Here is a 14,972-nt window from a genome sequence, read left to right on the forward strand (position 1 = left end):
GCACCTGTCCGGGTACCACCGGGCGACTCGCGAGGAGGCCCACGGTGGACGAGGACGGTACGGGGCGTTCGCCCGGTCGGGCGGCCCCGAACGGGGGCGCGAACAGCCTGCGGCACGCCTGGGCGGCCCTGCCGTGGCTGGTCCGCTCGGCCGTCCTGTGGAGCGCCTGCCTCGTGGTCATCGTGGCGGGGCTGTACGTGCTGGCGCGGATCACCGGAGTGCTCGCGCCGGTGGCCATCGCGGTGGCCGTCGCCCTCTTCCTGGCCGCGCTGCTCGACCCGGTGCTGCGGTTGCTGCGCCGGTGGCGACTGCCTCCGTCGCTCGCCGCCCTGCTCAGCATGCTGCTGCTGGTCGGCGTCCTCGCCGGGGTCCTGGTGCTGGCCTGGAACCTGACGGCGGGGCAGTTCGGCGCGCTGCGCCACGAGCTGACCCGGGGTCTCGCCAACACCCGGGAGCTCGTGACGGCCGTCCTGCCGGTGAACGACCAGCAGATCGACCGGGTGGTCGGCGAGGTCCGCAAGACCCTCGGGCGTAGCAAGTTCGACCTGGTGGCGGGGGCCCGGACGCTCACCGAGGCGTTCGGCGCCGCCCTGCTCTCGCTGGTGCTGCTCTTCTTCCTGCTCAAGGACGGCCGGTGGATGTGGGGCTGGGTGCTGACCCGCATGACCGGCCCGAACCGGGAGGTCGTGGCCGAGGCCGGCCGGGCGGGTTGGCGCACCCTCGGGGCCTACAGCCGGGGCACCCTGATGATCGCGGCGAGTGACGCGCTCGGGATCGGGCTGGCGCTGGTGCTGCTCCGGGTCCCCCTCGCGCTGCCGCTCGTGCTGATCACCTTCATCGGGGCGTTCATACCGATCATCGGCGCCACCGTCGCGGGCATCGTGGCGGTCCTGGTGGCGCTGGCCGCAAAGGGGCCGGTCACCGCGCTGCTCCTGCTGGCTGCGGTCATCGCCGTGCAGCAGCTCGAGGGAAACGTGCTCGATCCGCTGATCATGAAGCGGCAGGTCCGGCTGCATCCGGCCGTGCTCCTGATCGTGGTGGCCGCCGGAACGTTCGTGGCCGGCATCGCCGGGGCGTTCGTGTCGGTGCCGCTCGCCGCCGTCACCTGGCGGGTCGTCGACACCGTCCAGCGCCGTCGCCGCCATACCGACCCGACCGCCCCGGCGGGGTGACGGCGGGCGTCAGCTGCGGAGGTGGGTGGCGAACCAGGAGGCCGCCTCGTCCGCCACCTGGTCGAGCTTGCCCGGCTCCTCGAACAGGTGGGTGGCGCCGGGCACCACGTGCAGCTCCACCTGGCCGAGCAGGGCCCGGCGCGCCTGCTCGTTGAGCGCGATGACCTCCTCGTCGAGGCCGCCCACCAGCAGCAGTGTCGGGGCGCGCACCCCGGCCAGAGAAGGGCCCGCCAGGTCCGGCCGCCCGCCCCGGGACACCACGGCGCGCACCTGCTCCGGCCGGTACGCGGCGCTGACCAGGGCCGCGGCGGCACCGGTGCTCGCGCCGAAGAGCCCGATCGGCAGCCCCCGCGTCGACGGCTCCTCGACCAGCCAGTCGACGATCGCGGCCAGCCGGTCGGAGAGCAACCCGATGTCGAAGCGGAGTTCCGCCGTCCGGAGGTCCACCTGCTCCTCGGCCGGGGTGAGCAGGTCGACCAGCACGGTGCCCAGCGCCTGCCGGTTGAGCACGCGGGCCACCGCCGTGTTCCGGGGGCTGTGCCGGGAGCTGCCGCTGCCGTGTGCGAAGAGCACCACGCCGACCGGGTCGGTGGGGAGGACCAGGTCGGCCGCGAGCACCGCCTCCCCGACCGGAATCTTCACCTCGCTGCTCCGTACGTCCATCTCCGTGACCTCCGCCCCACCGGCCGCCGCGGCCGGCGACGGACGGCTTACCCCGGCCGGCCCGTCGCACGCGTCCGACGCGTTTGCCGCCGGTACGCCCGGGTAGGCGACACGCGACCGCAGACCGTGTCGGCGCAACCGCGCCCCGACGGATCGCGAGGATCATCATGGCCCAGCAGCGGCAGACGTCCCGGCAGCAGCAGGCGTCCCGGCGCGAGCAGAGGTCCGAGGAGGATCGCCGGCTCCGGAGCGCCGAACGGAACAAGGACTGGGCGGACGAAGTCGCCCACGCGCGTACCGCCGACGATCCGCGGACGATGGCGCCCCGCGACGCCGAGGGCCGCCCGTCCACGGGCGAGCGCTTCTGACGGCGACACCGGCACACCGGTCGGGGCGGGCGAGGGCCCGCCCCGATCGCGTGCGTCAGGCCGTCACGGCTCCCGCTCGGGCAGCCGCAGCAGGGGGGACCGCCCGGGCGGTTGCTCCGGTGCGGGGCCGGAGGGGTGTGCCGGTGGCACCGGGACGGTCACCGGCTCGTCGCAGGTGATCCGGATGGTCTCGTCGTGGTGCCGTACCTCGACGACGTCGTCGGGGTCGGCGTGCCGCAACGCGTACGTCGTCTGGTGCGGCCGGACGTCGACCCGGAGGTGCCGGCCACGCCACTGGAGCGAGAACTCCAGGCGGCTCAGGCGGCTGGACAGGCGCGGCGCGAACGACAACGTGCCCTCGTGGTCGCGGAGACCGCCGAGCCCGGCCACGAGGGCGATCCAGGCGCCGGCGAGCGAGGCCATGTGCACGCCGTCACGGGTGTTCTCGTTGAGGTCGTGCAGATCCATGAGGGCGGCCTCGCGCAGGTAGGTGTGCGCCAGCTCCGGGTGACCCACCTCGGCGGCGAGCACTGCCTGGGTGCAGGCCGACAGCGACGAGTCCCGCACCGTCCGCCGCTCGTAGTAGAGGAAGTTGCGGACCTTCTCATCGGGGGTGAACGCGTCCCCCCGCCAGTGCATGGCCAGCACCAGGTCCGCCTGCTTGACCACCTGCTTGCGGTACAGCTCGAAGTACGGGTAGTGCAGCAGGAGCGGGTACTTCTCCGCCGGGGTGTTCACGAAGTCCCACTCCTGGAGTCGGGTGAACCCCTCCACCTGCTGGTGGACGTCGATCTCCTCGTCGTACGGCATGTGCATGGCCGTCGCCGCGTCCCGCCAGCTCGCCGCCTCCTCGTCCGTGACACCCAGGCGCAGCGACTCGTCCCGGTAGCGCATCACCGCGTCGGCGGCGGTCAGCAGGTTCCGCTGCGCCATCAGGTTGGTGTAGATGTTGTCGTTCTTCACGGCGGTGTACTCGTCGGGGCCGGTCACCCCGTCGATGTGGAACCGCCCGTGCCGGTCGTGGTGGCCGATGGAACGCCACAGCCGGGCAGTCTCCACCAGCAGTTCCAGACCGATCTCCCGCTCCAGCTCGGTGTCCCCGCTCACCAGGACGTACCGGCGCAGCGCGTCGGCGATGTCCGCGGCGATGTGGAACGCCGCCGTGCCCGCTGGCCAGTAGCCGGACGACTCCGGCCCCTCGATCGTCCGCCACGGGAACGCGGCGCCCTTGAGGTTGAGCGTCTGCGCGCGCTCCCGGGCCTGGTCCAGCGTCGCGTACCGCCAGTAGAGCGCGTTACGGACCGCGCTCGGTTGCGTGTACGTGAGCACCGGCAGCACGAACATCTCGGTGTCCCAGAACGCGTGCCCGTCGTATCCCGGGCCGGTCAGGCCCTTCGCCGAGATGGGCCGCCGCTCCGCCCGGGCGCCGGCCTGGAGCACGTGGAAGAGACCGAAGCGGACGGCCTGCTGCACCTCCGGGTCGCCCTCGACCCGGACGTCGGCGGCTTCCCAAAACTCGTCGAGATAGGAGCGCTGCTCGCGGCAGAGCCCGTCCCAGCCGTCCAGCCGCGCGGCGGCCAGCGCGGCGCCGACCTGGTCGCGCAGCGCCGGCAGGGAACGCCGGCTGGACCAGCCGTACGTCAGGTACTTCACCACCCGCAGCGTCTGGCCCGGCTTCAGCACGCAGCCGATGGTGGTACGCACCCAGTCCTCGTACCCCTCGGACTCGACGCTCGCGTGCTCCGGGCCGTGCACCTCGTGTTCCATGGCGGCGGCCACGCGCAGACCGGAGACCTTCGTCCGGTGGATGAGCAGCCCGCCGTCCTCGGTGGTGAGTTCCTCCTCGGCCTGCAACGGCGACTCCAGCACCGCCGCCACCCGCGGGTCCCGGCTCTGGGCCGGCAGCGACTCGTTCGCCACCAGTTCGGACTGCACGATCAGCCGCATCGGGCCGTCGACGGCCTCGACCTCGTAGTTCACGGCGGCGACCGCGCGCTGGGTGAACGACACGAGCCGGGTGCTGCGCACCTTGACCTCGCGCCCGGCCGGCGAGCGCCAGTGCAGCTCGCGGTGCAGGGTGCCGGCGCGGAGGTCGAGGATCCGCTCGTGGGAGAGCAGCTCGCCGTAGCGCACGTCGAGCGGCTCGTCGTCCACCAGCAGCCGGATCAGCTTGCCGTTGGTCACGTTGACGATGGTCTGGCCGGACTCGGGGAAACCGAAGCCGGCCTCGGCGTACGGCAGCGGGCGCAGCTCGTAGAACGAGTTCAGGTACGTGCCCGGCAGGCCGTGCGGCTCGCCCTCGTCCAGGTTGCCCCGCAGCCCGATGTGCCCGTTGGAGAGGGCGAACACCGACTCGGACTGGGCCAGCACGTCCATGTCCAGCCGGATCTCCCGCACGTGCCAGGGATCGACCGGATAGGACCGTTCCCTGATCATGCGGCACGCCCTTCGTCCAGCAGCTCCGCCAGGTCGCGGACCACCACGTCGGCGCCGCTCGCCCGCAGCTCGTCCGCCTGGCCCACCCGGTCGACCCCGACCACGTACCCGAAGGCGCCGGCCCGGCCGGCGGCCACGCCGGAGAGCGCGTCCTCGAAGACCGCGGCCTGGGACGGGTCGACGCCCAGCAGCCGCGCCCCGGCGAGAAACGTGTCCGGGTTCGGTTTTCCGCGCAGGCCCTCGGCGCGGGCGACGAGCCCGTCCACCCGGGCCTCGATCAGCGGTTCCAGGCCGGCCGCGGCCACGACCTCCCGGCCGTTGGCGCTGGCCGTGACGACGGCTCGGCGCAGCCCGGCCGCGGCGGCCGCCTTCAGGTAGGCCACCGAGCCCGGGTAGACGTCGACACCCTGGGTGCGCAGCCGCTCCAGCAGCAGGACGTTCTTACGGTTGCCCACCCCGTTGACGGTTTCCGCGTCGGGCGGGTCGTCCGGGGAGCCCTCCGGCAGCACGATCCCCCGGGACGCCAGGAACGTCCGTACGCCGTCCGCGCGCGGTCGGCCGTCGACGTACCGGTTGTAGTCCGGGCCGGGGTCGAACGGCCGGTACGGCTGGCCGGTGGCCGCCGCGTGTTGGCGCAGGTACGCGTCGAACGTCTCGGTCCAGGCCGCATTGTGCACGCGGGCGGTCTGCGTCAGCACGCCGTCGAGGTCGAAGAGACACGCGATCACGTGAGCAGGTAGGCCCAGCACGGTACGAATCTATCCACCCGATCGGGCCGACAAACCCGTTTCCGCCCGCCCGGGCCGAGTCGGGCGTTTCCGCCCGGGGCGGTGTCACTGCGGGCGCAACGTCCAGATCACGGTCATCTCCGACGTCGGCGTCCCGTCCTCGGTGGCGATCTCGACCACGACCGGGAACTCGGGCCGCCGGCCGGCCTCCAGCTCGGCGGTCACCTCGCGCGCGGGGCGCGCGAGCCGCGCGGTGGCCAGGACCGCGCCGCGGGCCAGCTTGCGGTACGCGATGTCCGCCCGCACGGCCAGCGGCACCGCGCGGTCGAGCAGATGCCCGAAGGCGGCCAGCACGACCGCGCCGGAAGCGGTCTCGCCGAGGGTGAACATGGCGCCGGCGTGCGGGCCGGCGACGTGGTTGTGGGTGGCCGGCGAGTCGGGCAGCCGGACGACCGCCCGGACGCCACCGTCGGCCTCCGGTGCGATCTCGACGAACTCGAAGCCGAGCGTACGGGCGAACGGCACGGCCTCGAGCATCCCGGCCGCCACCTGGCGTGAGTCGATGGACATGACCAGACGCTACTCGCGGGTAACTTCCCGGGCAAGGGACGGTAAGCGTGCCCGAGGCCGACGAAGGCCGGAAGCGAAGACGATGCCGAATGCGCGCGCCGGCCAGTCCCATTCGGTGAATTGTCGGCGAACATCAGGAATCGCAGCCGTCATCCACCGCAATTCCATTGCCGAGAGGAGGGGGCGGACCCCATTCCGGAGTGCTATAGCCTGGCGCGGAACTGGAGGGACGAATGACGTCGACGCCGCTGGATCACGCTCCCAGGCTGCACATCCCCGCCCTGACCGGCTTGCGATGGTTCGCCGCACTGGCAGTTTTCCTGCACCATTCCGTACCACACGAATCGCTTCCGGGTCCCGTCGTACGGATCATGGGAGCCGGCAGCAACGGCGTCACGTTCTTTTTCCTGTTGTCCGGGTTCGTCATCGCGTTGAACTATTTCGACGCGGCGGCCCGACCGACCCTCCACGGCACCTGGAACTACCTGCTCGGCCGGCTCGCCCGGGTCTATCCGCTGTATCTGCTCGTCCTCGTCGTCGTCTGGCTGGCCCTCGACGACGCCTCCTACGTGTCCCGGTTCGTCGTCCAGGTCTTCGCCGTGCAGTCCTGGTACCCGTCCCTCTCCCTCACCTACGGGATCAACCCGCCGGCCTGGTCGATCGGCGTCGAGTTCTTCCTCTACGCCTGCTTCCCGCTCCTCGCGCTGGCGTTGCGGCCGATCGCCGGGAACGTCCGGGCGCTCCTCGCCGTGGCGGTGTCCCTCGTGGTCCTGCTCTTCGCCGCGGCGGCGCTGTTCCACCTGTTCCGCTACGGCCTGGCCGCCACCAACCCGTACAGCGCGCACCGGTGGCTCTACCGGACGCCCGTCACCCGGCTCGGTGACTTCACGATCGGCATGATCGGGGCGCTGTTGCTGCGCCACGCCCTGCGGTCCCGGCCCGCCTCGGCCGTCCCCGAACGGGTGATGTCGCCGATGCTGACCTGGCTGCCGCTCGCCGCCACGCTGCTGCTGATGGCCTGGCCGGGGCGTGCCCGTTTCTACGCGAGCTACGACGCCATGTGGGTCGTTCCCGCGGCGGTTCTCTTCTTCGGCCTCGGCCGTTACCCGCGGTCGCTGCTCAGCCGCTTCCTCAGCGCCCGGCCCCTCGTCTTCCTCGGCGAGGTGTCGTTCGCCTTCTACCTCGTGCACCGGCCACTCATGCAGGCGCTCGGGTCGGAGTCGTGGGCGGACGACGCCTTCGTCGCGTACGCCGTCAAGACGGCGCTCCTCGTCGCCGTCGTCACCGCGGTCGCGGCCGCATGCCACTTCCTGTGGGAGCGCCCTGCTCAACGATTCGTCAACCGTCGCCTGCGGGCCCGGGTACCGGCGGCGACGCCGGCGCCCGTGCCCGTGGCGTGACGTGCGCGGTCAGAGGTTGGCGATCGTGCGCAGGATCTCCGCGTAGAAGTTGCCGTCGATGCTGCGGAACAGGCTGAAGTCCTGCCCCGGGTCGCCGAAGAACGGGCGCAGGGTCCACGCGAGCTGGGTGCCCACGAACCCGAAGAGCAGGATCCAGATGTAGAGCAGGGTCATGCTCGCCGGGCGCTGACCCGGCTCGCCCCGGCGGGCCGGCGGGGTGGTCCACGGGCGGTACCCGCCCGGGTAGCCGGGCGGGAACCCGGCCGGCGGCACGCCGACCAGGGCCGGCACGGGCTGCGCGGGCACCGCTGGGGCGAGGGCTGCCGGGGCGGGAGTTGCCGGGGCGACCTCGGTGACGGTCGTGGACCCGCCCTGCGCGGCCGGCGTTCCGCCGTTCGCGGCGGCGGCCACGACCGGCGCGGCCGGCGCCGACGAGGCCGCCACGGCGGTCGGGGCCGGCGCCGCGGCCGAGGCCGGCGCGCCGGCCACGGACGCGGGCGCGGCGCTGGTCGTTCCGGCCGCCTCGGCGGGCTGCGCGGGGGCGAGCAGGCCGTGCTCGTTGAGCACCTGCATGCCGCCGGTCAGGAAGCGCAGCCCGACGATCGCCGACAGGGTCAGGATCGCCACGTTGAGCAGCTTGAAGAACCCGTAGTCGGGTGCGGTGATGCGGAAGAAGAGGCTGATCGGGGCGAACGCGAGGGCCAGCATCGCGGTGACCGTGATCGCCACCATGACCATCGCGAGCGACTGGCGCACCGACAGCCGGGCCCCGAAGACCAGGTTGAACAGGTAGAGCGTGGGCAGGCAGATGGCCAGCGTCACGAGGAAGAGCAGCGGCAGCTTGACCGCCGAGGTGAGCGCCATGAGCACGCTGTGGAACGAGCCGAGGACCGCGCCGTAGCAGGCCAGCGCGATGGCCGACGTGGCCAGCATCCCGCCGGTCAGCCCGTTCAGGTCCCGCTCGGCGACGATCTGCTGCCAGATTCCCTGGCGGTCGCGCAGGATGCGCTCGATGACGAGCTGGTTCGGACGGTCACCCGACACGGGCGCACCTCTCTCTCATGGACGGTGAAGTTCCTCGATGGTGCGCCGACCGTAGGGCACCCGGAGGGCTCATCGCCACCCCACGTCGATGCGGTCGCCCCGCTCGTCGAAGAAGTGCAGCGCGTCCATCCGCACCCGGATCGACAGCGGGTGACCGGCGGCGACCGTCGGGTACGGGGCGAGGCGTACGGCAAGCTCGGCCGGACGCCGGTGGTGTCGGCCGGGGTCGGGCAGCACGCTGGTCCGTGCCCGGCCCACCGCCGGCTCCGGGGCGTCCACCGGCTTGCCGGCCAGCCGCTGCATCACCTGGCCGAAGCGGCGCAGGCCACGCTGGCCGGCCTCCGTGGCGTCACCCCGGCTGCCCATCTCGTCGACGACGATCGCCGTCGCCCCGATGTCGAGGAACGCCAGCGACTCGTGCCCGTGGTGCTCCAGGTAGCGGATCCGGCCGTGGAGCACGTCGCCGGGGCTGTCCGGGCTCACCGGCGTGAGCGCCTCGGCCCGCATCCCGACCACGATCCGTTCGCCGTGGTAGTGCGCCACGGCCCGGCTGCGGATGTCGTCCCACGGCAGGTAGAGCGCCTGCTCGCCGAGGGTGAGCGTGACGTACCGGTCGAGGTGGACGTAGACCGACGCCTCCAGCAGGTTCATCCGCGGGCTGCCCAGGAAGGCGGCCACGTAGAGGGTGGCGGGTCGCCCGTACACCTGGGTGGGTGTGCCGACGTCCTGGAGGACGCCGCGGCGCATGATGGCGACCCGGTCGGCCATGGTGAGCGCCTCGGCCTGGTCGTGCGTGACGTAGATGGTGGTGACGCCCAGCTCGCGGGTCAGTCCGGAGATCTCCGCGCGCAGCTCGGCACGCAGGCCGCTGTCCAGGTTGGACAGCGGCTCGTCCATGAGGAACAGCCCGGGCCGGCGGACGATGGCGCGTCCCATGGCGACCCGCTGGCGCTGCCCGCCCGAGAGCTGGCTGGGCTTGCGGGCGAGCACGTCGCCGATGCCCAGCGCGCTGGCCACGTCGCTGACCCGCTCACCGCGGGGCTCCGGCTCCACCCCCGCGAGCCGCAGCGGGAAGGCGATGTTGTCACCGACCGACATGTGCGGGTAGAGCGCGAAGTCCTGGAAGACCATGGCGATCTTCCGGTCGCGTGGCGACAGGTCGTTGGCCAGCTCGCCGTCGAGCAGCACGGCTCCCTGGGTCGGGTCCTCCAGCCCGGCGACCATCCGCAGCACGGTCGACTTTCCGCAGCCGGACGGGCCCAGCAGCACCATGAACTCGCCGTCGGAGACGTCGAGGTTGACGCTGTCGACGGCGACTGTGCCGTCCTTGAAGACCTTGGTGACATCCTTGAGCGCGACGGTGGTCACCCGCCACCTCCCCCAGCTCGTCCGGCCGAACCCCGAATGACTGTGACCAGGATCATGCCGTCGGCACATCGGGTAAACGTGCCATGTTCGCTGGGTGACGGCCCTGTTACACCCCATCGAGCCCGGGCGATGCGGCCTCGCTCGTCCGTCCGTGGCCCGTGACGGAGGGTGCGCTGGCGCCGGCGCGGCCCGTCAGCAGCCCGTGCGCGGCGGGGCCGGCTCGCCGAGGAAGACCTGGCGGACCACCCGCTCGGCGGCGTGCCCGTCGTCGAGCCCGCAGAACCGGGCCCGGAACTGCTGGCGTGCCTTCGTGGCGGCCTCCGACCGGAACTCGCCGCCGGAGAACACGTCGAGCAGGTCGGGGAAGGTCATGGCGACCGCGCCCGGCGGCTCAGCCGTGACGTCGAAGTAGACGCCACGCGCCAGCCGGTACGCCTCCCAGTCCGGCGCGTAGATGACGATCGGACGGTCCAGGACCGCGTAGTCGAACATGGCCGACGAGTAGTCGGTGACCAGCACGTCGGCGGCCAGGTACAGGTCCTCCACCCGCTGGTGGGCGCTCACGTCCCGCACCCGGTCCCGGTCCACGGACGGGCGCGGGCGCCGGTCCCGGTCGTGGAAGTAGTGGCTGCGCATCAGCAGCCGGCCCGTGGGGCCGAGCGCCTCGACGAAACGGTCCGGGTCGAACGGTGGCCGGTACGTGGGCAGGTGCTCCCGGTGCGTCGGCGCGTACAGCACCACCAGCTCGGCGAGCCCGATGCCGAGTTCCGCGCGCAGCCGCCGCACCTCCTCGGGGGTGGCGGTGACCAGCCGGTCGTTGCGCGGGTAGCCGATCTCCAGCGTGGTGTACGCGGCCGGGTACGCCCGGTCCCACATCTGGGTGGAGAAGCCGTTCGAGGTGATGCTGTAGTCCCAGCGGTCCACCCGCCGCAGCAGACCCGCGAAGTCCATCCGCCCGGCGCCGATCGGGTACCGCTGCTGGTCGAGCCCCATCACCTTCACCGGGGTCCCGTGGTGGGTCTGCACGTGCACCGAGCCCGGCCGCTTACGGACGAAGTCCGGGTAGTTCACGTTGTTGACCAGCCAGCGGGCCCGGGCCAGCATCCGGTAGTAGCCCGGGGTGCCGGCCACCACGTACTCGACGCCCGGCGGCAGGCTGTCGACCCGGTCGCGCCGCACGATCCACACGCCCCGGATTTCCGGGGCGAGCCGCCGGGCGGCCTCGTAGATCGCGGCCGGGTTGCAGGAGTACCCCCGGTACCAGTACGCGGCGTAGACGGCGAGCGTCGGGTCGAGCGGGCGGTGCAGTTCGGCCCGATAGTACTCGCGCAGCAGCACGTCCCGCGCCCGTCGGGCGTTGCGGCGGGCCACCGGGGCCACCCGGCGTCGGGCGGTACGCGCCGAGCGCCGCGCCGCGTCGCGGGCCCGGTTGGCGGTGCGCAGCGCGCTGAACGTCCGCCACCGGCCGCCGGCCACCAGCCGGTGCTTGAGGCCCTCCACGCCGGGCGGGGCCGGGTAGCCGTCCGGCGGCAACCATCGGGCGTAGTCGGCGGTGATCTGCGCGAAGAACGCCGGACGCAGCTCGGGCGCGATCCGCTGCCCGTTGCCCAGCACCGTCAGGTAGTGCCAGATCATCCGCTCGAAGACCGCGGGACGCAGCTCGTCGACCCGCGGCCCCCACCGGTCCATGAGCTGGAACACCCGGTGCCACTGCGGGAAGACCTCGAAGTGCCGCTCGCCCCGGGTCCGGGTGATCGCCCCGGTGCGTCGCTGCCGGTAGTTGACGCAGACCCGGTCGAGCACGCCGATCCGGTCGGCCGCCATGAGCACCGGATAGCTGAACGGCACGTCCTCGTACCAGCCGGGTTCGAAACGCAGCCCGAGGTCGAGCAGGAACTGCCGGCGCACCACCCGGTTCCACGCGGTGTGCAGCAGCCGCATCGCCTCCGGCCGGTCCCGCAGCCGGAACGTGTCCTCCCCGGGCGGCTCCGGAAACACCTCCCGCATGGCGCTGCGGGTGGCCGTGTCGTTCCAGTGCGTCCGGACGTGGTCGACCAGCAGCACGTCGGGCCGGGTGGCCTGCAGCCGCTCGGCGACCGCCGCCAGGCAGTCCGGCGCCAGCCAGTCGTCACCGTCGACGAACCAGACGTACTCGCCGGTGGTCCGGTCCAGCCCCACGTTGCGGGCCGGACCGAGCCCGACGTTCTCGCCGAGCCGGATCGGGCGCACCCGCCGGTCACGTGCCGCGTACTCGTCGAAGATCTCGCCGCTGTCGTCCGGCGAGCAGTCGTCGACGCCGATGACCTCCAGGTCGGTGAACGGCTGGCCGAGGATCGAGTCGAGGCACTCGCGCAGGTATCCCTGCACTCGGAAGGCCGGTACGACGAAGCTGATCAGAGTCATCCGGCCGTCCCTCCGTCAGCCCGGCGCGCCGCCCCCCGTCCGCACCGGCAGCGCCGACGCCCGCGCCGCGCGGGCCGGCAGGACGACCCACGCCAGGACGACGCTCGCCACGAAAACCACGAGAAGGTACGAACCGAGTGTAGCCATCCCGATACCTGCGAACCCGACAATTGCCGCCAGGCACAGCAGCACCGAGCGCCCGTCCCAGCCGAGCGTGGCGGCGTGCAGCGGCGGCGCCGCCTGCCGCTTCTCCAGCCGGGCCGTGAGGTCGTAGTGGTGCACCGTGAGCAGGAAGACGTACCCGAAGATCAGCCAGGGTGGCACGTCCCCGACCACGCCCACCGCGATGGCGAACAGGTACTCACCGGCGCGCAACGCGGCCGGCACCAGCCAGTCCAGCGGGCCGTTGTGCGCGGCGCCCGCGCCCAGCCCGCCGAGCAGCAGCACCAGCAGCGCCACCGGCAGCAGCCACCGCAGGCCGTCGGCCGTGCCCTCGGATCGCACGGCGGCCAGCGCCAGGGCCAGGAGCGCGGCCGGCCCGAGCGCCCCGATCACCGCGAGGGTCAGCGGCCCCATGGGACGTACCACCGGCGACCGGGCGGCCAGCGGACCGTCGTCACGGTGCAGCGTGGCATCCACGGTGTCGAGCACCGGCACCCACATCCAGCGCGCCCGCAGCGTACGGAGCGCGCCCGTGTACGCGAACGCCAGCGTGCCCCAGACCAGCACCGCGATCAGGCTGACCAGCGGGTTGAACAGCGCCACGGTCAGCGCGACCAGCGCCCACCGCTCCCCGATGGGGAAGACCACCGTCCGCTTCAGCCAGTACGACAGCGAGCCCGTGTCGGCCTGCACCCGCGTCGAGGCGGCGTTCAGCCGGTCGCCGATGCCACCCCCGCCCGCGCCGGCCGGGCGGGGCCGGCGCGCCGCCTCGTCGTGCAGCACCCCGTACCAGGTGTCGGTCATGTGGCGGACCGTCTGGAGGGTCATGGCGGCGATCGCGAGCGCCCAGCCGTAGCGGTGACCGGCCTGCGTGGCGCCGTAGCCCAGGCCGGCGTAGACCACGTACTCCTTGGCCCGGTCGGCCATGGTGTCGAGCCAGCCGCCCCAGGCGCTGAAGTTCCGCGTGTACCGGGCAAGCTGCCCGTCCACGCAGTCCAGCACGAAGCCGAGGTAGAGCAGCACCGCGCCGGCCACCAGCGCCGGCCGGCCGCCACCGACGGCGAAGAGCGCGGCGGCGCCCACCGCGAACAGGATCGAGATCATGGTGACCGTGGAGGGGCCGAGCCCGAGCCGGGCCGCGACCCGGACCAGGTACGGCGACCAGGTGCTCACGCAGTAGGTCGAGAAGAAGTCGTCCCGCTCCTTCACCGACAGGCGCAGCTCGGCCCGGTCCTCGTTCACCGCGTCCACGGCCGCCTCGGCGGCGGCCAGCTCCGCGACGTCGCCGACCCGGTGCGCGACCAGCAGGCGTACACGTTGGGCGAAGACCAGCGTGCCGAGCAGCGCGAGGCCGGCGAAGAGCCGGTCCACGTCGCTCGCCGGTCCGGCCGACGTCTGTGACGCGGCCGGCGTCGCTGGCGCGGCCGGTGTCTCCGGCGTGGCCGCCGGGACCGCCGGCAGCACGGTTCCGGCCGCGACGGCGCGGGCGGCGGCGGCGAGCGACGGCAGGTCGTCGGCGCCGACCCGCAGGGCCCCGCCGAAGACACCAGTGGCGTCCCCGTTCAGCGTCTGCGCGGGACCCGCCTCGACCACCTGGCCCCGCTCCTCGCGTACCACCGTTTGGCCGGCACCGGGCGGGTCGGTGAGCACCAGCGCCACCGTGGGCCCGACCGGGCTGGTGGCGAGGTGGCGGAGCACGGCGCCGTGCGCGACCAGGTCCGCGCCGGTCACCAGCACCGGGCCGGTGGCGAGGTCGACCAGTGCGGCCAGCTCGTCGAGGTCGGCGGCGAACCGGACCTCGTCCGCGCCGGCGAGCCGGCACTGCGCGGCCAGCCGGTCGGCGAGCGTCCCGCTGGTACGGGTGGGCAGGCCCGCCGCGGCGCTGCCGCCGGCGAGCACGATCGCGAGCGTCACCGCGGGACCGCGTTGTGGTACGCGTCCAGCGCCTCGGCGATGGTGCCGTCGAGGGTCAGCCGGCCCCCGTCGAGGAACAGCCCGCGACGGCAGAACCGGGTCAGGTCCTTTTCGTTGTGTGACACCAGCACCAGAGTGCGCCCCTCCCCGAGCAGACGGTCGATCGTCGCATAACACTTCTTCCGGAACTCCGCGTCCCCGACCGCGGTCACCTCGTCCATGAGCAGGATCGGGTGCGGCAGGTGGGAGATGATCGCGAAGCCGAGCCGTACCTTCATGCCGGACGAGTAGTGGCGCACCGACGTGTCGATGGCCCGCTCCACCTGCTCGCCGGCGAACGAGACGATGTCGTCGAAGTGCCGCTTCAGGTAGCCCGGCGAGAGGCCGTGCAGGCCGCCGACGAGGTGCAGGTTCTCCCGTCCCGTGAGGTCGTTGGAGAAGCCCGCGGACAGCTCCAGCAGCGGGGCCACGTCGCCGTGGACCCGGATGCTCCCCTCGTCGGGGATCAGCACCCCGGCGATCAGCCGCAGCAGGGTGCTCTTGCCGGTGCCGTTGCGGCCGATCACGCCGACCGTCTCGCCCGGACGTACGGTGAACGACACGTCCCGCAGCGGCCAGAACTGGCCCGAGGACGCGGAGCGCCCGCCCCGGTGGATGAACAGCTCGCGCAGCCGCAGCTGGCGGCGCCGGTTGCGGACGAACCGGATGCCCAGACCCTCCGCCTCGATGATCGGGTCGGCCATC

General features: G+C 72.8%; 12 protein-coding genes. 3 read left to right on the forward strand and 9 right to left on the reverse strand.

Annotation, left to right across the window (positions count from 1 at the left end):
- Nucleotides 1-44 precede the first annotated feature (44 nt).
- On the forward strand, nucleotides 45-1,172 hold the full coding sequence (locus D7193_RS08955) for an AI-2E family transporter (RefSeq protein ID WP_241562858.1): 1,128 nt from the start codon (nucleotides 45-47) through the stop codon (nucleotides 1,170-1,172).
- A 9-nt stretch (nucleotides 1,173-1,181) separates the two neighbouring features.
- Here D7193_RS08955 and D7193_RS08960 read toward each other — a convergent pair whose 3' ends face one another.
- Nucleotides 1,182-1,835, reverse strand: coding sequence for a dienelactone hydrolase family protein (locus D7193_RS08960; protein WP_120778801.1), 654 nt, complete (start codon nucleotides 1,833-1,835; stop codon nucleotides 1,182-1,184).
- Between the two features lie 167 nt (nucleotides 1,836-2,002).
- On the opposite strand from D7193_RS08960, the gene D7193_RS08965 reads away from it, so the two are divergent.
- Nucleotides 2,003-2,203: a hypothetical protein gene (locus D7193_RS08965; protein WP_120778802.1), complete on the forward strand. Its 201-nt coding sequence runs from the start codon at nucleotides 2,003-2,005 to the stop codon at nucleotides 2,201-2,203.
- Between the two features lie 63 nt (nucleotides 2,204-2,266).
- On the opposite strand, the gene D7193_RS08970 is transcribed toward D7193_RS08965, so the two are convergent.
- The 3 genes from D7193_RS08970 to D7193_RS08980 form a co-directional block, all read right to left on the reverse strand.
- A complete protein-coding gene (locus tag D7193_RS08970; RefSeq protein ID WP_120778803.1) occupies nucleotides 2,267-4,639 on the reverse strand; it encodes a glycoside hydrolase family 65 protein in 2,373 nt (790 codons plus the stop codon).
- Complete coding sequence (locus D7193_RS08975) at nucleotides 4,636-5,388, reverse strand: beta-phosphoglucomutase family hydrolase (RefSeq protein WP_120778804.1); 753 nt, start codon at nucleotides 5,386-5,388, stop codon at nucleotides 4,636-4,638. Before D7193_RS08975 ends, D7193_RS08970 begins: the two co-directional genes overlap by 4 nt.
- An 84-nt stretch (nucleotides 5,389-5,472) precedes the next feature.
- Entirely contained in the window at nucleotides 5,473-5,937 is a 465-nt protein-coding gene (locus D7193_RS08980; RefSeq protein ID WP_120778805.1) for a DUF4442 domain-containing protein, read from the reverse strand.
- Nucleotides 5,938-6,170: 233 nt separating this feature from the next.
- Here D7193_RS08980 and D7193_RS08985 point away from each other — a divergent pair, with 233 nt between their 5' ends.
- Nucleotides 6,171-7,337 (forward strand): acyltransferase family protein, encoded by a 1,167-nt coding sequence (locus D7193_RS08985; RefSeq protein WP_120778806.1) that lies wholly within the window; start codon nucleotides 6,171-6,173, stop codon nucleotides 7,335-7,337.
- Between the two features lie 9 nt (nucleotides 7,338-7,346).
- Here the strand turns inward: D7193_RS08985 and D7193_RS08990 are convergent, their stop codons facing one another.
- The 5 genes from D7193_RS08990 to D7193_RS09010 all read right to left on the reverse strand — a co-directional run bounded on the left by D7193_RS08990 (nucleotide 7,347) and on the right by D7193_RS09010 (nucleotide 14,971).
- Entirely contained in the window at nucleotides 7,347-8,381 is a 1,035-nt protein-coding gene (locus D7193_RS08990; protein WP_120778807.1) for a hypothetical protein, read from the reverse strand.
- Between the two features lie 69 nt (nucleotides 8,382-8,450).
- The gene (locus D7193_RS08995) at nucleotides 8,451-9,749 is read right to left on the reverse strand and encodes an ABC transporter ATP-binding protein (RefSeq protein ID WP_120778808.1); all 1,299 of its coding nucleotides are present in this window, start codon (nucleotides 9,747-9,749) and stop codon (nucleotides 8,451-8,453) included.
- 192 nt (nucleotides 9,750-9,941) lie between these two features.
- Nucleotides 9,942-12,152, reverse strand: a complete 2,211-nt coding sequence (locus D7193_RS09000; RefSeq protein WP_120778809.1) for a bifunctional glycosyltransferase/CDP-glycerol:glycerophosphate glycerophosphotransferase — start codon at nucleotides 12,150-12,152, stop codon at nucleotides 9,942-9,944.
- Nucleotides 12,153-12,167: 15 nt separating this feature from the next.
- Complete coding sequence (locus D7193_RS09005) at nucleotides 12,168-14,228, reverse strand: DUF5941 domain-containing protein (RefSeq protein WP_120778810.1); 2,061 nt, start codon at nucleotides 14,226-14,228, stop codon at nucleotides 12,168-12,170.
- The gene (locus tag D7193_RS09010) at nucleotides 14,225-14,971 is read right to left on the reverse strand and encodes an ABC transporter ATP-binding protein (RefSeq protein WP_120778811.1); all 747 of its coding nucleotides are present in this window, start codon (nucleotides 14,969-14,971) and stop codon (nucleotides 14,225-14,227) included. The genes D7193_RS09005 and D7193_RS09010 overlap by 4 nt, the downstream gene beginning before the upstream one ends.
- Nucleotide 14,972 lies beyond the last annotated feature (1 nt).

This window comes from Micromonospora costi, assembly GCF_003626655.1.
Classification (GTDB): domain Bacteria; phylum Actinomycetota; class Actinomycetes; order Mycobacteriales; family Micromonosporaceae; genus Micromonospora; species Micromonospora costi.